Here is a 25,065-nt window from a genome sequence, read left to right on the forward strand (position 1 = left end):
TAAAATTTAATTAAAGCTGGAGAATTATTATGAAGTTTAGATGTGTGGTTATTGGGGCATCGGCTGGGGGAATTGAGGCTATAGCAACCATATTAAAAGTTATAAACAGAGATTTTCCTGTTCCTATAGTAATAGTACAGCATTTGAGCCCTGAATCCGATGGCTATTTAATTAAATATTTTGATAGTATATGCAGGCTTAAGGTGAAAGAAGCGGAGGAAAAAGAAAAAATTACTTCAGGATATGTATATATAGCTCCTCCAAATTATCACCTTTTGATTGAGAAAGATGAAACTTTATCATTGACAGTAGAAGATAAAGAAAACTATTCAAGACCTTCTATAGATGTACTTTTTGAAACTGCCAGTGACTGCTTTAAGCATAAGCTTATAGGAGTCATATTGACCGGTGCAAATGGTGATGGAAGTAAGGGGTTGAAAACAATAAAGCAGTACGGGGGAATGGCTATAATCGAAGATCCAAATACTGCCGCGGTAAGTCTGATGCCTCAGATTGCTTCAAAAACCTTGCAGGCAGATTATATAATTCCTTTGGGGAAAATTGTCGAAAAATTGATTGAATTAACGATTACAAATGGATATAATGAGTACTGATAAATAAAAATTTATTTTAAAAATCGTATATGTTTTAAAATTGTATATATTTTATTAGTTATAGATGCAGTTGATTATATTGGGGAGATGAAAATGAGTAACAAGGATAAGATGAATATATTAATAGTAGACGATAGATACGATAATTTACTGGTTTTAGAAAGTCTTTTAGAGCATATGGACTGCAATATTATTAAAGCAACCTCTGGAAATGAAGCTTTAAGTTTAATGTTTGATTATGATTTTGCACTAGTTCTCCTAGATGTTCAGATGCCAAATATGGATGGGTTTGAAACCGCAGAGCTTATGAGGGGGAACTCTAAGACTCGATACGTACCTATAATTTTTGTCACTGCAATAAGCAAAGAACCTAGTTGTATATTTGCAGGCTACGAAAAAGGTGCAGTGGACTATTTGTTTAAACCAATTGAACCGGTAATACTTCAAAGTAAGGTGAATGTGTTCTTAGAACTTTATAATCAAAAGAGACTTTATGAAGATCAAACAAAGCTTCTAGAGTTAAAGATAAAGGAGCTAACAAAGCTCCAGCAAGATAATCATAAGCTACAAAATTTATCTACCACTGATGGACTCACTGGTATACCAAATAGGAGAGCTTTTGATAATTACCTCAGTATGACCTTAAGGAACTGTGAACGTTCTAAAAAGCCAGCTTCATTAATAATGGCTGATATAGATTTTTTTAAGGCGTATAACGATAACTATGGTCATCTAAAGGGAGATGATTGCCTTATCCAAGTGGCAAATTCTATTATTTCATCAGTGAATAGACCACTTGATTTTGCTGCAAGATATGGTGGAGAAGAGTTTGCGGTGATCTTACCTGAAACAACAGCAGAGCAGGCTAAGGTAATAGCAGAGAACATAATAGAGGATCTAAAGGAATTGGAGCTTAAGCATGAATACTCATCAGTATCTCAATTTGTTACCCTAAGCTTAGGGGTTAGCGAAATAGTTCCTGATGAAGTCTATTCAATGGATAGCTTTATAGAAAATGCGGACAAGGCTTTATATAGAGCTAAGAAAAATGGTAGAAATCAAGTAGGTTGTTAAAATATAAAAATCAATAATTACATAAAAAACTAACAGCAAAGGCGCAGATATACTTTTTATCTATATCTACGCCTTATTATTGTAATTAAAAAGTACTTTGACTAAGCAGAGGATTATTGACCTTCAGGTACATAATCGTAAGGTGCCTTAGTATTTAAGAAGTAACCGCTTCTGACTTCTGCTGACCAGTTTTGAAGCATTTCTTTCCATTCAGTACTCTTAAAGAAATAATCTACACCTTGAGATGAATCCCAAACCATAGTACGGAAAGGAATTATACCTCCAGATTCATACACATCTTGTCCAGAAACTAAAGCTTCAGTTATAAAAAGTTGAGGTAAACCATATTGGAAGGCCATAGCTGGTTCGATAAATGAGAAGGTAGAGCCAGTCCAATATTCGGTTCCAAGATCTTTATCATAAACTGTAGCACCATTTGTTTCGATAACTCTTACTTTCTTTCTTGCAAGATTCAAAGTTACCATACCATAGCTAGAGTAAATCATTCTTCTTATACTTGTCATTGTTGTTTCTGGATATTGTTCAGTATTTGGAAGTGTCCTAGGAAACAGCAATTCTTTTTTTAATTCTTCCATAAGTCTTAATAAAAAGCTTATTTGAAGGTTGTTCATAGTATTGCTAGTAGGATGACTTAAAAATACAGGTATTTTATAAAATCTATTTGTCTTAGCAACGAAAGCTGGATCTGGAATGACTGTAGCTTTAGATTCTAATTGTTCTTCGGGAAGATCTAAAATGAATTTAGGGCTTGCCATATTATAAATCACCTCTATATATTATATGAAGAAATCTATATAGGTGAATTATTTGATAATAAAACATATTATTAAAATTCTTTCACTGGTTTATTGTTACCTTACCTAATTTCGAAATAGCATATCTTAGCTTAAGTATTAATTTCAACGTCACATTTATGACATATAAAGCATATATAATAAAGCATGTTGTGATTAGCACAATACAATTGTATACTGTTTATTAAAAGTGTTATTAAGAATATAAAAATAAGGGGTTTTAGGGAATATGAATGGTGGGTTTAACATAGCAGAATATATGAGTGGTGGAATAGAGAATATAATCAATAATATAATAAAAGCATCTTTAAAAAATCCAAGAGAAACGGCGTTCATGGTAAAATACATGCTGGCTAGTAAGGAAGCAAAGAAGAAAAGAGATGCATTTCAAGAGAATGGTCAAGATGTGCCTTCATTTTTAATCTCAAGTATAACTAGTACTTGTAACCTATTTTGTAAGGGGTGTTATGCTAGAGCAAATAAAGCTTGTGGAGAAGGCTTAGAATTAAATCAAATGTCAGCACAAAGATGGGGAGAAATTTTCGAGGAAGCAAAGGAGTTAGGAATTCCATTTATATTACTTGCTGGTGGAGAACCACTTATGAGAAGAGAAGTAGTTGAAAAAGCTGCTAAAGTAAAAGAAATAATGTTCCCTATATTTACAAATGGTACAATGCTTGATGAAGCTTATATAAGTCTCTTAGATAAGAATAGAAATCTAGTACCAATTCTAAGTATTGAAGGAGACAGAAATCAGACCGATGATAGACGTGGTCAAGGAACCTATGACACTCTAATGAAGGTAATGGATAGCTTAAAGAAAAAAGGTATATTATATGGTGCATCCGTTACCGTAACCACTGAAAATATAAATACAGTTACAAGTAAAGAGTTTTTTGATAAACTGTATGAAAAGGGCTGTAGAGCAATGGTTTTCGTGGAATATGTACCAGTTACAGAAGCTACTAAAAATATTGCTCCAACGGATAAAGAGCGTGATATTCTTGAAGCTAAGCAGGCAAAGCTTAGAGAAATGTACGAAGATGCTATCTTCTTATCTTTCCCTGGAGATGAAAAATATACAGGTGGATGCCTTGCTGCAGGTAGAGGATTCTTTCATATAAATACAAATGGCGGAGCAGAACCATGTCCATTTTCTCCTTTTTCAGATATGAATTTAAAAAATTGTACTTTGCTAGAGGCACTTAAATCTCCACTATTTCAAAAGCTTAAGGAATATGAAATACTTTCAGGAGAGCATAGTGGGGGATGTGTATTATTCGAAAAAGAAGATGAAGTTAAGAAGTTATTATAGATAAACTACTTCGTATTAGAATTTATCCCAATAAAGATTTTTAGAACCATGGAAATCTTTATTGGGAGTCCAATCAATTCGGTGGAATAGATAATTGAATAATTTAGACTTTTATATAAAGATATGTTATAAAGGTTTCCTGTGTTGAAACATAATTTATACATACTTGAAAAATCTCGGCCTCTGGAGATTTCCGGGCATGTATAAATTAATAGTTGAGCTAAGAACCCTATAGATGGGGAACTCTATAATTAAAAATAAATTTAGGCTTAGAGTTGTCCATTTCTGTATATAAAACTGTTGATAAAATATACAAATAACAATAGGAACTGTGGATAATATTATGGAGGAAGCATATGTTTCGCATACTGGTGGTAGAAGATAATAAAAACATAAGAAAGCTAATGGCTGTAAAGCTTGAACAAGCTGGATATGAGGCTTACCAGGCTGAAGATGGTGAAAAAGCACTGGAGATAATGGACAGTGTTCATATAGATCTTATTATAAGTGATATCATGATGCCAAGACTTGATGGATACGAACTTACCAAGACCTTGAGAGAGGCTGATTATAATATACCTATACTTATGGTGACCGCCAAGGATAGTTTTGAAGATAAGGAAAAAGGATTCCTTGTAGGAACTGATGATTATATGGTAAAACCTATAGATATGAATGAGATGCTTTTAAGGGTTTCAGCACTTTTAAGAAGAGCTAAGATATCCACTGAGAGAAAGATAATACTTGGAGATATAAGTCTAAACTATGATAGCCTAACAGTAACTACAACAGAGGAGACTATAGAACTTCCTAAAAAAGAATTCTATTTATTGTTCAAGCTTTTAAGTTATCCTAATAAGATATTTACTAGGCAGCAGCTTATGGACGAGATATGGGGGATGGATATAGACATAGATGAACGTACTGTGGATAGCCATATTAAGAAGCTACGTAAAAAGTTTGATTATCTAGAGGAATTCAGAATCATCACCATACGTGGATTGGGGTATAAGGTGGAAAAGTATATATGAAGAAGATATCCAAATCAATAAGAACTAAATTTACCTTGATTTTTATAGGCATACTAAGTTTTTCATGTGCGTCATCTCTAATTATTTCCTTAGCAATAAGCCGTATTTTAAAATTGCTTGATATTAATTTTTATAGCCATGGACAGAATATAACTCAAAATGTTATTTTAATAATTACTTTACATATATGCGTATTAATTGGCTCTATTACTGTGTTCTTTGTGACAAAACGCATAGTTAAGCCAATAAAACAGTTTAGTGATAGTACTAAGGAGATTGGAAAAGGTAATTTTGATATACAAATAGATTATAAAAGCCATGATGAGATAGGTGTTCTGGCAGATAATTTTAATAAGATGGTACAAGAACTTAAAAGTATGGAGTACTTAAGGAAAGATTTTATGAGTAGTGTATCTCATGAATTTAAGACGCCAATAGCCTCAATTCAAGGTTTTGTAGAAATATTAAAGGATAAGAACTTACCAAAGGAAAGCTTTGATGAATACACTGACATTATTATAGAAGAAACAAAAAGACTTAATAATTTATGTTCTAATATGCTTAGACTTTCACGACTGGACAATCAAATAATTCAAAATGAAGCAAAAGTATTTTCTCTAGATGAACAGATAAGAAAAACTCTTCTTTTATTAGAGGAGCAATGGAGTAAGAAGAATCTAGATCTAAACCTTAACTTAGAAAAGGTTACCTATAGTGGAGATGAGGAGCTTATGCAGCAGGTATGGGTGAATCTAATTGGGAATGCTATAAAGTTTTCAAATGATCAAGGATGCATAGATATATCACTCAAAAAAGATAAGCAGAACATAATAATTACAATAAAGGATAATGGAATAGGTATATCTGAAGAATCTAAGAGTAGAATATATGAAAAGTTCTATCAAGGAGATGCTTCAAGAGCATCAGAAGGAAATGGTCTGGGGCTTGCAATTGTAAAACGTATTATAGAGATATGTAATGGTGATATAACCTTTGAAAGCAAGGCTGGTGACGGCACTGTTTTTAAGGTTACTTTATAAAAAAAACAAAACTTGTTCGCCTGCCAGATTTACTCATATGTATTCGGAAAGTCAGAAGTGTAAAAAATCGCTAAAAAGATAGCTTTGGCGATTTTTTTATTTGCTATAATATGTAATAATTAAATTAATATATTATTTATATTTAATGTGGGAATAATATTACTTAGGAGTTGATATGATGTTTAACAACATAGATGATAAGAAAAAGCTGTTAGATAGTAAAAGACCTTTAAATATATCAGAGTTAAATAACTTAAAAAAGTATTTTGATGTTGAGTTAACATATAATTCTAATGCAATAGAAGGTAATACGTTAACTATAACAGAAACAAAGGTAATCCTTGAAGATGGTCTTACTATAGGTAAAGGAAAAAGCTTAAGGGAGCACCTTGAAGTTATCAATCATAAAGAAGCCATAGACTATATTGAAGATATAGTGAGTAAAAATATAGATATTTCAGAAAGAGTTATAAAAGACTTACATTATATAATACTAAAAAGTATAGATAATAAAAATGCAGGTGAATATAGACAAAGTAATGTATTAATAAGCGGTAGTAAACATAGACCAGTTGAGCATTTTTTAGTTAAAGAAAAAATGAGTGAATTATTGGATTGGTATAATAACAATAAGATTGTACTTCATCCGATTGAGCTTGCTGCAGAATTTCACTTTAGATATGTTTATATCCATCCGTTTATAGATGGTAATGGAAGAACTGCAAGACTTTTAATGAATTTAATATTAATGAGAAATGGTTATCCAATAAGTATTATAAAGACTGAAAATAGAGATGAATACATGAAGTCACTAGAAATTGCTAGTACAGAAGGAAACTTGAATGATTTTATAGATATAGTTAAAAATGCAGTAGATAAAAGTTTAGAGCTTTATTTGTATATTTTAAACTAATAGTATGCTGAAATTAATTGATTATTCATCCGAAAAAATCATTTAATTCTAATAGCTCGCCTATATAGCATCTACTGTATGTATAATCCATTAATTTCAATAACTTTATTAAACGTAACTTTAATGAAAGCTGATGATAATAAAGTGATATTAAGATAAAAGATAAGCTTCATGGATTTAAAAAATAGATAAATTGATGGCCAAAATTAAATGAGAGGAGAGATGATTATATGAAAGTAAGGTTTGGTATTATAGGGCTTGGAAATATAGCTGCAAGGTTTGCAAAGGTTTTAAATATGGCTCAAGGGGTAGAGCTAAATTCAGTTGCAGCTTTAGATATGGGACGAGCTGAGAGATTTAAAGAAAGTTTTGGTGCAAAGAAAGCTTATGATAAATATATTGATTTGATAAAAGATGGAGAGGTAGATGTAATTTATATAGCACAAACTCATAATTTTCATTTTGATATGGTGAAGCTTTGTTTGAATAACAATAAGCCTGTAATATGTGAAAAACCACTGGTTACAAATAAAAAAGATGCAGAAGAATTAGTTAAGCTTGCGAGGGAGAACAATGTGCTTTTAATGGAAGCGATGTGGTCAAGGTGTATTCCTACTACTCAAAAGGTTAAGCAGTGGGTGAAAGAAGGTAAGATTGGAGAAGTTAAGCTAATAAATGCTTCTTTTGCTTTTAACTTTCCTTTTGATCCAGAACACAGATTGTATAATCCTAAGTTAGCAGGTGGAAGTCTATATGATGTAGGGGTGTACCCTATAGAGTTTGCAACAGGTATATTAGAGGAGAAACCTACTGTTGTAAACAGTGTAGGTACCATCAGTAAGTCTGGTGTTGATGATTTCGTAGTGATGAACATGAAGTTTAATAGTGGTGCCTTAGCTTCCTTAAGCTGTGGCTTTACTGCTGATACTAATAGAGATGCACATATATATGGTTCGGATGGACAGATAGTAGTTTATGATTTTCTAGGACCAAGAAGATGTGAATTGTATGATAGACAAAATAATTTAATAGAAGTTTTTGAGGAAAGCTTTGAAGATGGCTTTATATATCAGATTAATCATTTTGTTGAGTTATATATGAATAATAAAATAGAGAGTGATATAATACCACTTCAAGATACTATTGACTGCGCAGAAATTTTTGATACAGTTCTATCTCAATGTGGAGTTAAGTAAGTTCGTCACAGAGATGTATTGAAATTAAGGGGACACTACAGTCAATACCTTATTAATCAATAGTTTTTCAGCGTAATACAAAAACAAAAAGTACTCATACAGTTAGAAATAAATTGTGTGAGTATTTTTTTATTCCTATATGAAAAAAGTGATAAGTTTATAAAAGGTTAAAAACTAAACCAGGAGGCAATGGGATAAGATATTAATAAATAAAGCGATAAATGTATATAATTCATATATATAGAAGATGTATCATAAGTAACATTACTTAAAGGATTGTATATTATTGAAGCTTGTGTTGAAATTTAACCTAGAGAAAGAAAATTAAGCAATGTACAGTGAGTGCATGAGATATATAAGAAAGGATGGATGTATTATGAAACGAGTAACAAAAGTTGCCTGGTCAACAATAATAATAGTTATAATTGTGCTTATAGGGGTAGGGTTATTCCTTATAAAGCCTGAAAAGGAAGTACAATATTTTGATGCAAGTAAGATAAACTCAGCGGATACTACTTTATTTACAAACAAGGATATCGACCTTAAGACCTTCACTTTAAATGTAAACATTGATGAAAACAAATTAAACACCCTCATCGCAACAAACAGTGATGTTCAAGATTTTAAAGCAGAGATAGCAGATGGGAAAATTATATTTTATAAGAAAGTGCAACTTATAGGGATGCTTAATACTCAATATAAAATGGTGTTTAGTTTAAGAACAGAAAATAACAATATAGCTATGCTGCTTGAAAATGCTTATATAGGGAAAATTAAAATAGCAAATGCCACTGTAATGCAAGAACTGAAGAAAAATGAAAATCAATCCATGTCAGTGGATGAAGCTCAGAATAAGATAACGGTAAAACTTCAAAATGTTAAAGTTTCAGATGCAAAGATTGAAGGCAATATAATAAAGATAAAAGTGGATTTTAGCAAATATCTAAAAAATGGATTAGGATTTATAAAAGATTTGTTTAATAAATAGCAAACTTTCAAATTATTAACATTATTTTGCGTTTTCTAGTGATTTTTTGTTAAAAAGTATTATAATTATAGATATATGAGGTTTCAACTTTAACTTTTAGTTTATATGTGTTGGAAAATTCGGGTGTATTATTTTCGAGCAAGTATAAAATAAGTTTCAGTAGAGAAACCATTTTGTGATTTAAGCAATAAAAGGGGCAGGGGTGATTGGTTTGAATTTTTATAGTCCTAGTGAAAAAATAAGACTAATGAGAAAAAGGTTTAGAATTAACCAAGCTGAGATTGAAGGAGTCAATATGACAAGAGCCTTCATAAGCATGATGGAAAGCGGAAAAAGAAATGTAAGCAAAGCAAGTTCCAAGGCTTTAGCTGAAAAGTTTAATGAAATAGGAAGAAGAATTTCTGTCAATCTAGACTTAGATGATGAATACTTTTCAAGGCAACCAGATGAGGATGCGAGGTTTTATTGTGAAGAAGAGTTACATAAAGACAATGATCATAAAAAACTTGAAGAGCTTGCAAACATAGCTAAGCAATTCAAGTTAGATGATTTATTGGCTAGAATATATAAAATAGACGGTGATAAGTATTTTGCAGAGAAAGAATATACTAAAGCATTTATGAGTTTAAGCAATGCTCTTGGTAAATATAAAGAACTTAAAGATGATAAGGATCAGGTCGTTATTTACAATAGTATGGGAACTTGTAAAACTAGAATGAATGAGTATGAGGAAGCAATATTTTATTACAAACAAGCCATAAGCTATGCTTTACAAGAAAATGATGATACAACTTTTTTAAAGGCCATGAATAATTTATCATTATCTTACTATCACACTAAGCAATATGATAAGTGCATAAATACCATAGATGAAAATATACTCAATAGTAATAAAGGTAGTGAAATAAACAGAGGAATTATCATACAAGCAATGGTTACTAAAGCGGTTAGCCTATATGATTTAGGAAGAAAAGAAGAGGCGGTTAAAGAGTATTTTAGTATAATTGAAGAAATCAAAGATGAAGATGAAGAGCTGTTATCTGTTTTGTATAATAATATAAGTAAATATTATCTTGAAACTAACGATTTTCAGCAAGGATTGAAATATGTTACTGAAGCACAAAGGCTTAAAAGCAAGGTAAGTAAGCATACACTACCTAATACAATAAACACTAAGGGACAAGTGTTTTTTAAACAGGGATTTTATGATGAAAGCATAATGCTGTTTGAATTGGCTATAGACATTGCTGAGGAATATAAAAAGTTTGATATGCTTTTAGAAAATTATAAAGATTTAGTGAAGGTTTATGAATCAACAAATGATCTGGATAAAGTAAAGATTGCTATGGAAAGCTTTCTAAACACTTTAGAGCAATATGATATTGAGATGGGTAAGAGTTATGCTCTATATAAATTAGCAGAAGTATCTGCAAAACAAGGAGATAGTATCAAATCTATTGAATTTTTAAATAAGTTGGAACCATTCCTTGGAAAATAAATCAAAAAATATCAATTAAATAATGTAATGTAAACCATAATATGGTATAATGGTTACATAGATATTTAAGGGGTGATTGGGAATGAGAAATAAAATTGCAAAGGTTGTTTTAAGTGTATTATTGGTAGCAGTAGTTGCTGTTCCTGTTTTAGGGAATGCTTCTCCAAAATTACATGGAGGCATCGTTACTACACAAGGTGGAGAAGTTCCAGAAACAACATATTAGGCTCAATTGATCAAAAAGCTAGGAGGAGTTTTTATGCTCTTTCTAGCTTTTTCTTTTTGTATGTGATAATTTTAGTACCAGTATTTACTTAAATCACTACTTGGAATTATTAATATCTTAGGATTTTGGCCTGGATCAACCCAAGTTATTAACTCTCTCATTTGTGCCTCTGGCATGGATACACAACCTGCAGTTCCGCCACTGCCGTTTATATGAACAAAGATTGCTCCGCCTTTGTTGGCAGTTTGATTAACATTATAATCTGTAACTAGTGCATACTTGTATTGAGTAGGGTAACTTGCAAGATGTTCAAAATCACCACCAGGATTGTTGTGTATAAGTCTATTGTAAGTCGCACTTCCACTATTAAGATCCCAGTACATATCATCAGTAACATTAGCATAGCTATATTTAGTTCCAGGATTATCAGCTACTCCAAAGGCACTTAATATACCAAGTACCCCTGCAGGAGTTTTATTTGTAGATTGCATTCTATTAGATATATAAGCTAAGCCACTTGTGCCCACTCTTCCGTTAGTTTCAGTTTTTAAGTTCCAGTATTCACCACTTTTTTGATAGAACTTTATATTTGCATAGCTAGAGCTCATGCTGCTAGTTGTAATTAAGATAACCTGGCTACTATTTGACAGCTGAGGGGATTTAAACCCTTTTTTTACCTCAGGCGCTGGAGTAGCAGGTGTAGTAATGGTAGATTTAGCTGACGTATTACTATTGGTAGCGGCTTTTGCAGCTTCTGCGCTCTTCTGTGCCGCGGCTGCAGCCTCTTGTTGTTTCCTTGCTGCTTCCTCATCTGCCTTCTTATCATCAGCAGTATACTCAATAAGGTATTTGGAGTTTATCCAACCTTCTTTTGAATCATATTTAACCTTGTACCAAACCTCTTGCTTACCTAAAACCTCAACGATAGTTCGCTTTGCCAATTGTTTTGTTACATTAGCAGTTTCAGCTGGATTGTCTCTAAAGTTAACTATCTCTGTAGTTTTACCAGCAAACTTCTGCTCTACAAATTGAGGTTCCGACTTTGAGGTAGTAGTTTCAGTTTGCGTTTTATCTTTATTTGAAGCAACTTCATTAGTTTTTGTAGTTGTTTCTGCTTTCTTTCCGTCAGTTAAAACAGTTTTATTAGCTTCAGTTTTAACGTTATTATTATTATGTATTAACACACCAGCTACAGCTGCACATAAAACAACACCAGAAGCTGCAAGTATTATAGATTTTTTTCTATTATTAGTAATAAGTTTTAAAAGCTTGCTCATCTAAAAACTCCTTGCCTTAAAATTATAGCGCTGTAAATAGTTTATCAAAAAAGTAAAAATATTAAAATAGTATATTAACTGTAGGGAAAATTCACTTATAGCGCATTAAGAAAATAGTTACTTAGTGTATTGTAACAATTATGGATATATTATACTATTATATTGAAATCGTTTGAATGTAGGATAGGTACTAGAATAGAAATATATAATTAATATGAATAGAATGGATGGAGGGCATGTTTTGAAAAGCATAAAGAAAACGTTAAGTTTATTGCTAATTTGTCTTTTTGTTTTTGCAATGGTTCCAGCAAATGTTTTTGGTGATATTGCTAAAGCTGAGACAAGTGATTCTAAGTTTTTAAAATATAATGAAGGATTTGTTTCAAGTGAAAAAATATATAAAGACAAGGCGCTAATGCAAATATCTTATAGAGGATATAATAAGGGAGTTTATTATTTCAATAATGGTAAAGTATTAGGAGTTGGAAAATTTGTACATTCGGATTTTAGTGAAAATAAAGAAATTATAAATGAATATAATAACGAAAACCCTGGAGTTGGAGCAGTTTTTGATTTGGAACAAGGGGAAGTAACTGGATCATATGATTTAAACGTGTTAGATAATACTTTGAAAAATAAATACGGTAAGGAAAACCTCGATGTTGGTCGTTTAAGCATAGCTGATGATAAAAATGGAATTTGGTATATTTATAATATTTATGAAGGGCATAATATAAAATCCAGAGGCATACTAACTCCTAGTAAGAAGATAGTGGAAGTGGACGCTGGAGATTCTTGGGTAACATATACAGGTTCTTCTGATAAGTTTTATGGAATAATAAAAGGACCTTCTGTTGATTCAGATTTAACTGATACCTATTTACGAACTATAGAAAGTAATGGAACTACAAAGGATATAAAGATTGATGAACGTATATCTCGTAACTATAATATTAGAAATATAATGGTTGCTAATAATAAATTTTATATACAGCTGGAAAGCCCATCTAACTTTATCTATGGTGAAAAAATTATGGATGGTTACTATGAATTGATAGAAGATCAGAATGTGCTTTGCAAGGGCGATATGTTAGTTGAATGTACTGATGTTCAGTTTAAACTAACTAAAGATTCTAATGGATGTATTTGGTATGTAAAGGATGGCGCATTATATAAATTTGATAATAATAAATGGATTATGAAATATGAAGTTGATAAAAGAATGAATAGAGTAGTAGCTTATGATGATAATAATTTCGTTTTATCATATTCGCTTGAAGGAAATAAGATAATTGGTGATAATAACACAACAACGTACACTATGAATGGTGGTTACACGCTGGTTCAAAATGGAAAGAATATAACAATAGATTATGAGGGGCCATCAACACAAGATATAACTGGAAGTGACAAAAGTAATAATGGGAGCACAGGTTCTGATTTAAATAATGCTTCTAATATAAATGCAACAAATGGACAAAGCACATCAATACAAACTAATGGAGTGCCTAATATAATAACTGAAAAAGCAGTTGTAGGTCTAGTTAAAGATGGAGTCTTACCAATACAAGTAAATAAGCTGAATAGAAATGAAGTAAATCTGGTAGAAGCCTCCAGTACAACTAATGCTAATAAATTAGAAGTTACAATAGCAGATACAAAAGCTATAAGAGAAGGCACAGGCTCGCTTCAAATAAAAATGGGACAAAGCTCTGTGATAAACTTACCTTTTTCAGCCATAGATAAGAGTCTACTTACTGATAAAGCTAAAGTAATTTTAAGTACTTCAGCTGAAAGTAACACAGATTTAGTCAAGGGTTTAAAAGCTGTGAAGAAGCTATATAGTATTGATGTTGAAGTGGTTGATGGAGAGAAGAAAACAGCTGTTCATAAGCTTGCTAATGGAGAGTCAGAAATAAATTTCACTTTAAGTGATGAAGAGTTAACTGATTTAAATAAGAGTAATTTAGCAATATTCTACTACAATGAAGATACAAAGAAATTTGAGTACATTGAAACAAAGGTAGATGGAAACAAAGTAACCTTTAAGACACCTCATTTTAGTAAATTTATAATAGCAGAGAAGTCAAAAAAAAGTAAAGAAATAATCCCTAAAACAGAAACAAGGTTTGATGCTAAGACAATAGCTATTATAGCAAGCATATTAGTAGTACTAGGAATCGGGGCTTTAGGATTTAGAAAATTTGTAAAGCTTAATAAGTAATAAAAATGCATATGTGAATAACTTATAGATAGCAAAATAGTGTATATATAAGTAGTCAATTGTAACCTAAGTGCTGGTTTTTATATCTATGAAAGAAATATGTAGAAACGTATAAAATTATTAATGTTAATAATTAATATTAACATTGTTAAATAGATGGGAATTACTTATAATGGAAGAGGTGGCTAGGCCACTTTTTTACTGTTAAGGAAGTAAAGATTTTTATGGCATCTAGATTTAGAAATTTCAAGTGTTTATCATAGCTTTTTAAGGAACACAGTAAAAAATAAAACTTGTTCGCCTGCCAGAATTTCTTCACGTACGTTCAGAAAAGGCAGATGCGCAAAAAAAGCTCACTGAAGAAGATCGCTTCAGCGACTTTTTTAATAATATAGTGACTTTCTTACTGAAAAAATTTTATCAATAAAACTATGTTGATTTGATACTATATTTTAACTGAAGGAGGAGATAGTTTGATTAAAGACGTAATTATTTTTGTTTTACCATTTTTGATTCCCTACACTGTAATTGGATTTGAAGCTGGTAATATACTTTTACCTTTAGTGGCAATCTTATATATTGCGATATATGTAAAAAAAGTTACTTTAAACAGAAATATAATAATTGCATTAGGTATCCTATTTCTTTTGGCTGTAATCTCCTTAGTAAGTAATTTCAATTTTTTAGCTTTAGGAGGAGTAAGTCTATATTTATCTCCTATACTTTATTATGTGATCTATTGTTCTCTGAAGGAAGATAAGAGAAAAGATGACATAATGAAATATACAGTGTATATAATGGCTATAGCTTCTTTTTTGTCAGTTGTTTATAAAAGTATGTATCTAAATCAAAGAGTCTTTGGATTGTTTGGTTATGCTAATACTTTTGCATTAGCACTTTTGGTTCTTATACATATAAACAATATAAGAAAAGAAGATTTTTATAAGATAACCATAGATATTATATTTATAACTTCAATATTTTTTACTGGCTCAAGGAATACCTTTTTATGGTTAGTTATATGTAGCGTAGTTATTGCAGTAAGTAAAAGACAAATTAAGCCTATTATTAATATTTTAATGGGACTTATGGTATATATTTTGATATCAACAATTTCTATAGCAGGACTATTACTTGCACCGATACTTATATACATATATGAATCAATAGCTAAAGGAACTAGTAAAGGCTACAAAAAGAGAAAAATAATCTTTGCTTTAGTTATAATTATTACTGCATTTATAGTTATCTTAGTTACAGGTAGCAGTAATAGTATTGAAAGAATAAGAAATATATCTTTTATCAATAGATCAATTCAGGAAATACTAATAATCTTTGGGGATACTATTAAAGACATTGAAAAAATACCTTTTGGACATGGAATTAATACTTTTAGTAAACTGCAATATTATTTTCAGAGTGCCTATTATAGTGTAAAGTATGTGCATAATTCAATTTTGCAGATAGCTTTTGATATAGGAATTTTTGCAGTTATTCCGTTTTTATATTTGATATTCTATGTTGTAATTAAAATATGCAAGAATTTTAATGATAAAAACAAAGCTATAAATGTTTTAAACTTAAGCATTTTACTTATAATATTTTTTCACAGTTTATTAGATTTTGATTTTTCATTTTCAAGTATATTTGCACTTTATATGCTACCATTTTCAGTTTTACTAGATAGCAATAAAGAGTTTTATTTAAGAAAAAAAAGCATTGTTTCAGCAATCTGTGGAATGTTTATATTCTTATCAGTAATTCTCTATAATGAAGGCACATTAAAATTAGGAAAGTACATGATAAATAGTAGTAACTATGAAACTGGAAGAAGTATTATTTCAACTGTTCTACTTCGAGATAGCAGATATTATCAGCTAATGAGTGATAGCTATAGAGATCAGTATTCCGAAATTCATGATCCTGATATGCTAAAAAAAATGGAAGATAATTTAGGAGCAGCAATTAGATATGACGGGGAAGATCTAAATCTTAAATGGAATATGGCGTATGTAAAAGGTAAGCAGGGAAAGTATGAGGATGCTATTAGTATTTGGAATAATATAATCTCAGTAGAGAAATATAATCCAAAGGTTTATAAAACCTATTATAATTATCTAACTGATTTAGAGGAAAATAGCAGCAAGAGCTTTACTAAGCAGATTGAAAGAATTAAACAAAAGCATGATGAAGCATATTTAAGTCTAAATCCAAGAAGTAAATATGTAAGACATCAATTAAAGAAGAGTTTTAATGAGACTTTGGAGATGGATATAAAAGATTAAAAAGCATAATTATAGCACTATACTATTAAATGATATACAGAAAACTCACTGAGGAAATTTGCTTCAGTGAGTTTTTTTTATTCCCATTATGTGAAAATATGTGATGAATGTATTGAAAAGTCAACTGATTTATATGATACAAAGACTGAGAAAATCCGAGAAAACAGGAGAAAGTATCAGTATATTTAGCTTTATTAACATCAAAATGCATTATTGGAAGATATAAGTGAGAATGAGATGTGATAAATTACAAAAAAAAATAGATAAATTGTATAATATCACAATGGGTTCGACAAAAAAATTTTAATGACAAAAAAGATATCATCAATAAGTTTGTTTACAATATATTCCATAAAAATATTTGTCTATAAAATGTACTTGTGAATAAATATTATAATTCCACTAAACAAAAAGTAAAAATAAGTGAAAAAAATGTGAAAAATTCATGAATAGTAAAATTGGACATACAAAAATTATAGCATTATAATAAAAACGTTACAAAAATGTTAAAAATTAACAAACAAAATTGGAATTTTATATGAACTTTATAAATAAATATATAACATTATAAATTTGGTGTGAGGGGGAAGCATGATGTCTGGCCTTGGAGAAGAATTGTTTGGTGCAGAAATCCAAGATGAATTAGCTATGGAAGAAGAAATAAGTATAAAACAGGAAGTTCAAGATGATTTTGCTATCAATGGCGACAGGAGAATTGTCTATCGAGCAGTAAAAAGACTTCTAGATTTGCTAGGTGCTTTCTTCGGCTTGATAGTGGCATCACCTGTTTTTTTAATCACTTCTATCTTGATAAAGCTAGATTCAAAGGGGCAAGTAATCTTTTCACAAGAAAGAGTTGGCCTTAATGGTAAAACATTTAAGATGTATAAGTTTAGATCTATGGTTACCAACGCTGAGGAACTTAAAGAGAAGCTTCATAAGCAAAATGAGATGAGCGGGCCGATGTTTAAGATAAAGGAAGATCCTAGAGTAACTAAGCTAGGAAAATTTATAAGAAGAACAAGCATAGACGAGCTCCCGCAGCTTATAAATGTGCTTAAGGGTGACATGAGCCTAGTTGGCCCAAGACCAAGTTTACCGAGGGAAGTAACTATGTTTGAGCCTTGGATGCTTGAAAGGCTTAATGTGAAACCCGGTTTAACTTGCTACTGGCAGGTTTCAGGAAGAAATGATATAGACTTTGAGGATTGGATGAAGCTGGATGTTAAGTATGTTAGAGAAAGAAATACTTTCTTAGATATAAAACTTATTTTTAAAACTATAGGTGTATTGTTTGGGGATGAACATGCAAGGTAGGGGGAATTGATAATGAAATTAGTAGTAGCAGGTACAGGGTATGTAGGACTAGTAACAGGAGCTTGCCTTTCAGAAGTTGGACACAAAGTAGTATGTGTTGATATTGATTCTAATAAGGTTGAGATGATGAAAAAAGGTATTTCACCTATCTATGAACCTGGTTTAGATGAACTTTTGATGAGTAATTATGAAAAAGGAAGAATTGATTTTACATTAGACTATGTTAATGCATATAAAGATGCAGATGTAGTGTTTATAGGAGTAGGTACCCCCGAAAGAGAGGATGGATCTGCCAACCTAGAATATGTGTATAATGTCGCAAAACAAATAGCAGAGAATATAGAGAAAGATTGCTTAGTAGTAGTTAAATCTACAGTTCCAATAGGTACTAATGACAAGGTAGAAGACTATATAAAATCTAATTTGAAAAATAAGGTTAGTATAGAAGTTGCTTCAAATCCAGAATTTTTATCTCAAGGGACAGCTATAAAAGACACTTTACATGCAAGTAGGATTGTTGTAGGAGTTGAGTCTCAGAGAGCGGAGTCAATCTTAAGAGAAGTTTATGAAAGATTTAACCAGCCAATTGTTGTCACTAATAGAAGAAGTGCGGAGATGATAAAGTATGCTTCAAATGATTTTTTAGCCTTAAAAATATCTTTTGTTAACGAAATAGCAAATCTATGTGAGATTGTAGGTGCAAATATTGAAGATGTCACTAAAGGGATGTCCTATGATGAAAGAATAGGAAGTAAGTTCTTAAAAGCAGGTATAGGATATGGGGGATCTTGTTTCCCGAAGGATACAAAAGCTCTTCACTGGCTAGCTTCAGATAATGGGTATGAGCTTAAAACCGTAAAGGCTACTATAGAAGTTAACGAAAATCAGAAGTTTAAATTAATTAGAAAGGCAATACAGAAGTATGGAACTCTTAAAGGCAAAAAGGTTGCAGTGCTGGGACTTACCTTTAAGCCAGGAACTGATGATTTAAGAGAAGCTCCATCCATTCCAAACGTAAGAAGACTTTTAGAGGAAGGTGCTGAAGTTATAGCTTACGATCCTGTTGGAATTAAGAATTTTAGAAGAATCTATCCCAGTGGAGTCAATTATGTTGAAAATCCTGAAGATGCATTAAGGGATGCTGATTTGGCTTTTATATTCACTGAGTGGGAAGAAATAAAGAAGGTTAACCTTTTAAGATATAAGGAATTGATGAATAAAGCAGTTCTTTTTGATGGAAGAAACTGTCATGATATTTCTGAGGCATTAACTGCTGGGGTTGAGTACTATTCAATTGGTAAAAAGGAGATAGTTTAGGGGGGATTTTATGCTGTGTGCATTGATAATGGCTGGAGGTAAGGGAACTAGATTCTGGCCTCTTTCAACAGAAGAAAAACCTAAACAATTCTTAAAGCTTTTAGGCGAAGAAACTATGATTCAGATGACTGTTAATAGAATAAAGCCGCTCATACCTTTGGAAAGAATTTTTGTGTGTACTGGAGAGAACTATGTAAACTTGGTTAAAAGCCAGCTTCCTGAGCTAAATGAGAGAAATATAATAGTTGAACCAGAAGGACGAAATACAGCACCATGTATGGCACTTTCAGCTTTTGTTATAAGTAAATATTACAAAGAGTCTACTATGGTAGTTCTTCCTTCAGACCATCTTATTAATAATGATGAGAAGTTTTTAGAAGTTATAAGAGATGGAGGAGAGTTTTTAAATGACTATCCAGAGTCAATAATAACGCTAGGTATGACTCCAGATAGAGTTGAGCCTGGATATGGGTATATTGAATGCTCGAATGATTTTATTCAAATAAACAATAATAAAGCTATAAAAGTTAAGAGATTTGTTGAAAAGCCAGATAAAGAAAAAGCAAAGGAATATCTAAGAGAAGGCACTTATCTTTGGAATGGTGGAATGTTCTTATGGAAAAATGGTTTTATATTAAAATTACTTGAAGAAAATTTGAAGACAACATATGAGGTGTTAAAACCTGTTGAAAATATTGAAGAAGATAAACTATATGAATATGTGAAAGAAAACTACAAACTTACTGAGTCTATTTCTATAGATTATGGAATTATGGAGAAATCAACATCTATACATGTGATTCCTTGTGATTTTGGATGGGATGATATTGGAAGTTGGGCTTCTCTAGAGAGATATAGGAGTAAAGACAATAATTTCAATATATGTGATAATAATATAAAAATTATAGACTCAAATAATAATATAGGAATAAGTCATAAGAAGCCTATAGTTTTTTATGGTCTTGAAGCTGTTTTTTATGTTGAAACAGATGAGGTAATAATAATCACTAAAAAAGAAAAAATGAACGAAATAAAAGAAATAAAGTGTATAATGGGTGATTAGTATGAGAATGAGATTTCTAAATACAGAAATAGATAATTTATCTATGGAAGAAGCCTTGGTAAGAATAGATGCCCTTATAAGAAATGGTAGATATAATTATGTTGTAACACCAAATGTTGATCATATAGTAAAACTAGAAAAAGATCAGGAGCTCAGAGAAGTATATAATAATGCTGATTTAATCCTTGTAGATGGTATGCCTTTAGTCTGGATATCAAAATTAAATAAAGAACCAATCAAAGAAAAGATCTCTGGATCTGATTTTTTTCCTGAGGTTTGCAAGTTATCATCTAATAAAGGTTATAAGGTGTTCCTATTAGGAGCCGCAGAAGGCGTTGCAGATAGGGCGGCTAAGAATTTACAAGTTAAGTATCCTAAACTAAATATAGTTGGAGCATACTCTCCAAGTTTCGGATTCGAAAAAAAAGAAGATGAAGTAAAGAAAATCATAAAAATAATTAATGAAGTTAAGCCAGATATACTTGCTGTGGGAGTTGGTGCTCCAAAACAAGAAAAGTTTATTTATAATTACTTATCAGACTTAAAAGTGCCAGTCTCCTTGGGGATAGGAGCTACAATTGATTTTGAAGCGGGAAATATTAAGAGAGCTCCAAGATGGATGCAAAAATCAGGCCTTGAGTGGTTTTATAGGTTAAGTAAAGAACCAAAACGAATGTTTAAAAGATATTTAGTTGATGATATGAAGATTATATCAATTATTATTAAGTATAGAAAAAAGTGGTGATTTTATGAGTGAAGATATTAAGGATAAAAATATACTATATTTAGCCAAAACTATGGACTATGGTGGAACAGAAAAGGTAATTCTACAACTTTGCGAGAATCTAAAAAATGATTTTAATAAAATAATAGTATGTTCTAAAGGCGGAATACATATGAGTAAGCTTGCTGAATTAGGTATTACTCATTATGAAATTGGAGATTATGATGATAAGAGCTTTGCAAATATATTTAAGACCATTGTAAGATTGATAAATATAGTAAGAAGTGAAAATATAAGTATTATTCATAGTCACCATAGAATGGCTACTTTTTATGCAAAAATTATTTCGAACTTTACAAGATGTAAAGTTGTTTGTACTGCTCATAATACATTCAATGATAGAAAGATATTTACTAAGTTTTCATTGTCTAATATTGATATAGTAGCAGTAGGAGAGAATGTAAAGAAAAATCTTACTGACTATTTTGAACTTAAACCTGAAAAAATAGAAGTTATATACAACGGAATTTCTTTAGAGAATGCTTTATCTTTTGAAGAAGTTAAAGAGATATCTGAATTTAAAAAGAAAGATTTCTTTGTCGTTGGTAACATTGGAAGACTTTCTGAGCAAAAGGGGTTTAAATATTTCAATGAGGCTATAAGTGAATTAATTAAACAAAATAAGAATATTAGGTTTATAATTGTTGGAGATGGCGAACTGAAAGATGAGTTAGTTGACCAATGTAAGTTCTTAAATATAGAGAAGTATGTAAAATTTCTTGGTTTCAGACGTGACATAAGCAATATAATAAGTCAATTAGATTTAGTAGTATTGAGTTCTTTATGGGAGGGGTTACCATTAACTCCGATAGAGGCTTTTTCACAAAGAAAAACAGTTATAGGAACTAATGTAGATGGGACTCCTGAAATAATAAAAGATGGATATAATGGGTTATTAGTTGAAGCTAGAAATTCTAAACAATTATCAGAGGCTATACTTAAATTATATAAAAATAAGGAGGATATTAATAAGTATGAAAAAAATGCCTTTGATACATATCGTAATTTATTTGATTTACAAACTTTTACGCATAATTACAGAAAATTTTACTTAAGAGTTGTAAATGAAACTTAATTTTTGGAGGTATGTATGAAATATAATTCGTTAGTATCTGTCATTATGAGTGCATATAATGAAAATGAAGAATGGGTAAAGAAGGCAATTGAATCCATACTTAATCAAAGTTATAGTAATTTAGAGTTTTTTATAATACTTGATAACCCTGATAACATTTCTTTGGACAAGTTAATATTAAAGTATGTAAAACGTGATGAAAGAATTATTTATATAAAAAATCATAAGAATGAAGGATTAGTTAATAGTTTAAACAAAGGTATAATACAAGCCAAAGGTGATTTCATTGTTAGAATGGATGCAGATGATATTTCATTTAAAGACAGAGTTGAAAAGCAAGTAAGGTTTATGCACGAGCATCAGGAAATAGCGTTACTCTGTACTAAAGCGATTTTTATTAATGAAGCTGGAGTAGAGATAGGAGAGTCAAGGGAGTACAAAGACGTGGATGTTTTGAAAAATTGTTTAAAATATAAAAATGATGTAGTACACCCTACATGGATAATGAGAGCTAAGACTTTGAAAAGTAAAGAAATAAATGGCTATAGAAATATTCCATATGCAGAAGATTATGATTTGCTTTGCAGATTATTATTAAATGATTTTAGAGTTTATCAGTTAAGAGAAAGTACATTACATTATAGAATTAGAAGTAATGGAATTACTCAATCAAAAATCTATGATCAGATAAAGGTTGCAAGTTATATTTCAAAAATGTATAAGGATAAAAAAGAAAATGTTAAGGCAGTTGAAGAAATACAATCAATACTGAATGAAAAAGAAAGTTTTATAGTAAGAAGACTAAGAAGAAAAAAGGTAAGCAAGCTTAGAATTTATATATTTAAAATATTTAATAAGTATGGAAGGAAAATATTGCTAAATACATTTGTTTGTAGATTTAAATATAATATTTAGAAAATGAGGAGTGTATATGAATCCGTACGTAAGTGTAATAATACCAACATATAATCGTATTAATACTATTTCAAATACTATTGATAGTGTTTTAGCACAAACATATAGGGATTATGAAATTATAATAATAGATGATAATTCTAATGATAATACAAAAGATATAATAGATCGATATGTACAACGTTATCAATTTATTACATATCATAAACATACTACTAATAAGGGGGGATCAGGTGCAAGAAATACTGGAGCTAAATTAGCAAAAGGAACTTTTTTATCATTCTTGGATAGCGACGATCAATGGATAGATACTAAGCTAGAAAAAGAGGTTGCTTGTTTAAAAAATGATTCTACTATAGATATGCTTTATTCTAATATGTATTTGGTTGATGTTGAAAAAAGGACAACTACATTATATAGACAAGATGAGTATGAAGATAAGTATTATGGTATGTTATGTAAAAATATAATAGGTAGTACTTCATTGATAACTATAAAGAAAAAAGTATTTGATTCTGTCGGAGGTTTTAAAGAAGGATTACCGAGTTGTCAGGATTGGGATTTTTATTTAAATGTTGCAAGAGAGTATAAGATAATTAAAATAGACGAGCCTCTTTTAAAATATTATATACACTCGAATAGCATCTCTGGAAATATGGATAAAGCTATAGCTGGACATAGATTAATTTTAGAGAAAGTATCAAATCTTATTTCGGATAATGAGACTTATATCAAAAGAAAAAATAATATATTATCTAACCAATATTTGAATATTGCTAATATATATATGAAATTCAGAAAATTTAATGAAGCTAAGGTATATTACTTTAGGGCTTTTAAATATTATCCATTAAATAAATCTGCATTTAAAAACTTAATTTCAATGTTATTAGGGGAAAATTTATATTATAAACTTAAATATAAGTAATATGGAGGAGCTATGAATATACTTATTATTCCGTCGTGGTATCATACAAAAAATAATATGACATTAGGAAGTTTTTTTAAAGAGCAAGCAGAAGCTCTAGCAGAACTAGGCCATGATGTGACTGTTTTGTATGTGGATAGATTTGGAGTTAGTTATTTGAAAAAGTATATTAGTTATTGTGAAAGAACAGAGTATACAGACAATAATGTTAAAGTGTATAGAAAAAAGAAACTGAGAAAATTAAAAAGTGGTCCTATTGGTGATTGCTACTCTTTTGCTAATGGGATATTGGAACTGTATGAAAAGTATATAAAACATACTAAGCAAATTGACTTAATTCATGCCCATTCATGTTTATGGGCTGGTTATGCAGCAATGAATTTAAAAGAAAAATACGGTATACCATACGTTATAACTGAGCACTTCACTGGATACTCTAGAAATATGATGAATGATGATGAAAAAGCATTGATTAGAGTTCAGATTTCTAAAGCTGATAAATTAATCGCCGTTAGTGAAGGATTAAAGAAAGATTTACAACCTTACTGTAACAAGAAAGAGATTGAAGTTATTCCTAATATGGTAGATGTAAGTAGATTTAAACTTGGTGAAGTTAGTGAAAGTAATAAAAAATTTGTGTTTTTATCAATATGTTACTTAATGTACAAGAAGGGAATTGATATACTTATAAATGCATTCGCTAAGGCTTTTAAAGGAGACAATAATTTTCAACTATATATTGGTGGAGACGGAGAAGAAAAGGAAAAATTGATACAATTAACAATATCACTAGGTATTAAAGAACAGGTGAAGTTTTTAGGTGAATTAGATAGAGAATCAGTTGTTAAAGAAATGCAAAATTGTAATGCATTTGTATTGCCAAGCAGATTTGAAACTTTTGGAGTTGTATTTATAGAAGCTTTAGCATGCGGAAAGCCTATCATAGCAAGCAAAACAGGAGGTCCAGACAATATAGTTAGGGATATAAATGGATACTTAGTAGATGTAGGCGATATAGATGATTTGTTTAGAACAATGATTAAATTAGTTAATGAGTATAAAAAATTTGAATCTTTTACTATACGAAAGGACTGTATTGAGCGATTTTCGAAAGAAAATGTAATTAATAGAATTGATCAAATGTATAAAAAAATAGTTTTATAATAAATA

Annotated in this window: 22 protein-coding genes; 20 read left to right on the plus strand and 2 right to left on the minus strand. The window is 30.5% G+C overall.

The genetic code is table 11. The features are described from left to right. Nucleotides 1–29 precede the first annotated feature (29 nt). Together bsdtw1_RS01095 and bsdtw1_RS01100 are read left to right on the plus strand one after the other, a co-directional pair. Nucleotides 30–614 (plus strand): chemotaxis protein CheB, encoded by a 585-nt coding sequence (locus tag bsdtw1_RS01095; protein ID WP_183275756.1) that lies wholly within the window; start codon nt 30–32, stop codon nt 612–614. Nucleotides 615–707: 93 nt separating this feature from the next. Next, nucleotides 708–1,688, plus strand: coding sequence for a GGDEF domain-containing response regulator (locus bsdtw1_RS01100; protein WP_205245262.1), 981 nt, complete (start codon nt 708–710; stop codon nt 1,686–1,688). 113 nt (nt 1,689–1,801) lie between these two features. On the opposite strand, the gene bsdtw1_RS01105 is transcribed toward bsdtw1_RS01100, so the two are convergent. After that, nucleotides 1,802–2,464, minus strand: coding sequence for a hypothetical protein (locus bsdtw1_RS01105; protein ID WP_183275758.1), 663 nt, complete (start codon nt 2,462–2,464; stop codon nt 1,802–1,804). 268 nt (nt 2,465–2,732) lie between these two features. On the opposite strand from bsdtw1_RS01105, the gene bsdtw1_RS01110 reads away from it, so the two are divergent. From bsdtw1_RS01110 to bsdtw1_RS01145, 8 genes are all read left to right on the plus strand, one after another. Beyond that, nucleotides 2,733–3,818, plus strand: a complete 1,086-nt coding sequence (locus bsdtw1_RS01110; protein ID WP_183275759.1) for a radical SAM/SPASM domain-containing protein — start codon at nt 2,733–2,735, stop codon at nt 3,816–3,818. Nucleotides 3,819–4,174: 356 nt separating this feature from the next. Then, complete coding sequence (locus tag bsdtw1_RS01115; RefSeq protein ID WP_183275760.1) at nt 4,175–4,849, plus strand: response regulator transcription factor; 675 nt, start codon at nt 4,175–4,177, stop codon at nt 4,847–4,849. Then, the gene (locus bsdtw1_RS01120; RefSeq protein ID WP_183275761.1) at nt 4,846–5,889 is read left to right on the plus strand and encodes a sensor histidine kinase; all 1,044 of its coding nucleotides are present in this window, start codon (nt 4,846–4,848) and stop codon (nt 5,887–5,889) included. The genes bsdtw1_RS01115 and bsdtw1_RS01120 overlap by 4 nt, the downstream gene beginning before the upstream one ends. 178 nt (nt 5,890–6,067) lie before the next feature. Then, on the plus strand, nt 6,068–6,802 hold the full coding sequence (locus bsdtw1_RS01125; protein ID WP_183275762.1) for a Fic family protein: 735 nt from the start codon (nt 6,068–6,070) through the stop codon (nt 6,800–6,802). 230 nt (nt 6,803–7,032) lie between these two features. After that, complete coding sequence (locus tag bsdtw1_RS01130; RefSeq protein ID WP_183275763.1) at nt 7,033–7,998, plus strand: Gfo/Idh/MocA family protein; 966 nt, start codon at nt 7,033–7,035, stop codon at nt 7,996–7,998. A 376-nt stretch (nt 7,999–8,374) separates the two neighbouring features. Beyond that, on the plus strand, nt 8,375–8,986 hold the full coding sequence (locus bsdtw1_RS01135) for a hypothetical protein (RefSeq protein ID WP_183275764.1): 612 nt from the start codon (nt 8,375–8,377) through the stop codon (nt 8,984–8,986). A 211-nt stretch (nt 8,987–9,197) separates the two neighbouring features. Next, nucleotides 9,198–10,484, plus strand: a complete 1,287-nt coding sequence (locus bsdtw1_RS01140; RefSeq protein ID WP_183275765.1) for a helix-turn-helix domain-containing protein — start codon at nt 9,198–9,200, stop codon at nt 10,482–10,484. Between the two features lie 82 nt (nt 10,485–10,566). Beyond that, nucleotides 10,567–10,710: a hypothetical protein gene (locus tag bsdtw1_RS01145; RefSeq protein WP_183275766.1), complete on the plus strand. Its 144-nt coding sequence runs from the start codon at nt 10,567–10,569 to the stop codon at nt 10,708–10,710. A gap of 71 nt (nt 10,711–10,781) precedes the next feature. On the opposite strand, the gene bsdtw1_RS01150 is transcribed toward bsdtw1_RS01145, so the two are convergent. After that, nucleotides 10,782–11,987, minus strand: coding sequence for an SH3 domain-containing protein (locus bsdtw1_RS01150; protein WP_183275767.1), 1,206 nt, complete (start codon nt 11,985–11,987; stop codon nt 10,782–10,784). A 241-nt stretch (nt 11,988–12,228) separates the two neighbouring features. On the opposite strand from bsdtw1_RS01150, the gene bsdtw1_RS01155 reads away from it, so the two are divergent. The 10 genes from bsdtw1_RS01155 (at nt 12,229) to bsdtw1_RS01200 (ending at nt 25,059) form a co-directional block, all read left to right on the plus strand. Further along, nucleotides 12,229–14,211 (plus strand): hypothetical protein, encoded by a 1,983-nt coding sequence (locus bsdtw1_RS01155; RefSeq protein WP_183275768.1) that lies wholly within the window; start codon nt 12,229–12,231, stop codon nt 14,209–14,211. A 473-nt stretch (nt 14,212–14,684) separates the two neighbouring features. Next, nucleotides 14,685–16,496, plus strand: a complete 1,812-nt coding sequence (locus bsdtw1_RS01160) for an O-antigen ligase family protein (RefSeq protein WP_183275769.1) — start codon at nt 14,685–14,687, stop codon at nt 16,494–16,496. A gap of 594 nt (nt 16,497–17,090) precedes the next feature. Next, entirely contained in the window at nt 17,091–17,813 is a 723-nt protein-coding gene (locus tag bsdtw1_RS01165) for a sugar transferase (protein WP_371874636.1), read from the plus strand. 12 nt (nt 17,814–17,825) lie between these two features. Then, complete coding sequence (locus tag bsdtw1_RS01170) at nt 17,826–19,130, plus strand: UDP-glucose dehydrogenase family protein (protein ID WP_183275770.1); 1,305 nt, start codon at nt 17,826–17,828, stop codon at nt 19,128–19,130. A 10-nt stretch (nt 19,131–19,140) separates the two neighbouring features. After that, nucleotides 19,141–20,193, plus strand: a complete 1,053-nt coding sequence (locus bsdtw1_RS01175; protein WP_183275771.1) for a mannose-1-phosphate guanylyltransferase — start codon at nt 19,141–19,143, stop codon at nt 20,191–20,193. A gap of 7 nt (nt 20,194–20,200) precedes the next feature. After that, nucleotides 20,201–20,938 (plus strand): WecB/TagA/CpsF family glycosyltransferase, encoded by a 738-nt coding sequence (locus tag bsdtw1_RS01180; RefSeq protein WP_183279696.1) that lies wholly within the window; start codon nt 20,201–20,203, stop codon nt 20,936–20,938. Nucleotides 20,939–20,942: 4 nt separating this feature from the next. Then, the gene (locus bsdtw1_RS01185) at nt 20,943–22,052 is read left to right on the plus strand and encodes a glycosyltransferase family 4 protein (protein WP_183275772.1); all 1,110 of its coding nucleotides are present in this window, start codon (nt 20,943–20,945) and stop codon (nt 22,050–22,052) included. A gap of 15 nt (nt 22,053–22,067) precedes the next feature. Next, entirely contained in the window at nt 22,068–22,967 is a 900-nt protein-coding gene (locus bsdtw1_RS01190; protein ID WP_183275773.1) for a glycosyltransferase, read from the plus strand. 16 nt (nt 22,968–22,983) lie between these two features. Continuing rightward, nucleotides 22,984–23,895, plus strand: a complete 912-nt coding sequence (locus tag bsdtw1_RS01195; protein WP_183275774.1) for a glycosyltransferase family 2 protein — start codon at nt 22,984–22,986, stop codon at nt 23,893–23,895. A gap of 12 nt (nt 23,896–23,907) precedes the next feature. Further along, on the plus strand, nt 23,908–25,059 hold the full coding sequence (locus tag bsdtw1_RS01200; RefSeq protein WP_183275775.1) for a glycosyltransferase: 1,152 nt from the start codon (nt 23,908–23,910) through the stop codon (nt 25,057–25,059). The last annotated feature ends 6 nt before the right edge of the window (nt 25,060–25,065 follow it).

It is taken from the genome of Clostridium fungisolvens (assembly GCF_014193895.1).
Classification (GTDB): Bacteria; Bacillota; Clostridia; order Clostridiales; family Clostridiaceae; genus Clostridium_AR; species Clostridium_AR fungisolvens.

What these genes read in the sequence shown, in the direction of transcription:
- bsdtw1_RS01180 (WP_183279696.1), top strand. Translation starts at nt 20,201, where the DNA reads ATGAGATTTCTAAATACAGAAATAGATAATTTATCTATGGAAGAAGCC.
- bsdtw1_RS01105 (WP_183275758.1), bottom strand. Translation starts at nt 2,464, where the DNA reads ATGGCAAGCCCTAAATTCATTTTAGATCTTCCCGAAGAACAATTAGAA.
- bsdtw1_RS01135 (WP_183275764.1), top strand. Translation starts at nt 8,375, where the DNA reads ATGAAACGAGTAACAAAAGTTGCCTGGTCAACAATAATAATAGTTATA.
- bsdtw1_RS01165 (WP_371874636.1), top strand. Translation starts at nt 17,091, where the DNA reads ATGTCTGGCCTTGGAGAAGAATTGTTTGGTGCAGAAATCCAAGATGAA.
- bsdtw1_RS01125 (WP_183275762.1), top strand. Translation starts at nt 6,068, where the DNA reads ATGTTTAACAACATAGATGATAAGAAAAAGCTGTTAGATAGTAAAAGA.
- bsdtw1_RS01190 (WP_183275773.1), top strand. Translation starts at nt 22,068, where the DNA reads ATGAAATATAATTCGTTAGTATCTGTCATTATGAGTGCATATAATGAA.
- bsdtw1_RS01095 (WP_183275756.1), top strand. Translation starts at nt 30, where the DNA reads ATGAAGTTTAGATGTGTGGTTATTGGGGCATCGGCTGGGGGAATTGAG.
- bsdtw1_RS01100 (WP_205245262.1), top strand. Translation starts at nt 708, where the DNA reads ATGAGTAACAAGGATAAGATGAATATATTAATAGTAGACGATAGATAC.
- bsdtw1_RS01130 (WP_183275763.1), top strand. Translation starts at nt 7,033, where the DNA reads ATGAAAGTAAGGTTTGGTATTATAGGGCTTGGAAATATAGCTGCAAGG.
- bsdtw1_RS01170 (WP_183275770.1), top strand. Translation starts at nt 17,826, where the DNA reads ATGAAATTAGTAGTAGCAGGTACAGGGTATGTAGGACTAGTAACAGGA.
- bsdtw1_RS01150 (WP_183275767.1), bottom strand. Translation starts at nt 11,987, where the DNA reads ATGAGCAAGCTTTTAAAACTTATTACTAATAATAGAAAAAAATCTATA.
- bsdtw1_RS01185 (WP_183275772.1), top strand. Translation starts at nt 20,943, where the DNA reads ATGAGTGAAGATATTAAGGATAAAAATATACTATATTTAGCCAAAACT.
- bsdtw1_RS01120 (WP_183275761.1), top strand. Translation starts at nt 4,846, where the DNA reads ATGAAGAAGATATCCAAATCAATAAGAACTAAATTTACCTTGATTTTT.
- bsdtw1_RS01195 (WP_183275774.1), top strand. Translation starts at nt 22,984, where the DNA reads ATGAATCCGTACGTAAGTGTAATAATACCAACATATAATCGTATTAAT.
- bsdtw1_RS01110 (WP_183275759.1), top strand. Translation starts at nt 2,733, where the DNA reads ATGAATGGTGGGTTTAACATAGCAGAATATATGAGTGGTGGAATAGAG.
- bsdtw1_RS01115 (WP_183275760.1), top strand. Translation starts at nt 4,175, where the DNA reads ATGTTTCGCATACTGGTGGTAGAAGATAATAAAAACATAAGAAAGCTA.
- bsdtw1_RS01145 (WP_183275766.1), top strand. Translation starts at nt 10,567, where the DNA reads ATGAGAAATAAAATTGCAAAGGTTGTTTTAAGTGTATTATTGGTAGCA.
- bsdtw1_RS01175 (WP_183275771.1), top strand. Translation starts at nt 19,141, where the DNA reads ATGCTGTGTGCATTGATAATGGCTGGAGGTAAGGGAACTAGATTCTGG.
- bsdtw1_RS01200 (WP_183275775.1), top strand. Translation starts at nt 23,908, where the DNA reads ATGAATATACTTATTATTCCGTCGTGGTATCATACAAAAAATAATATG.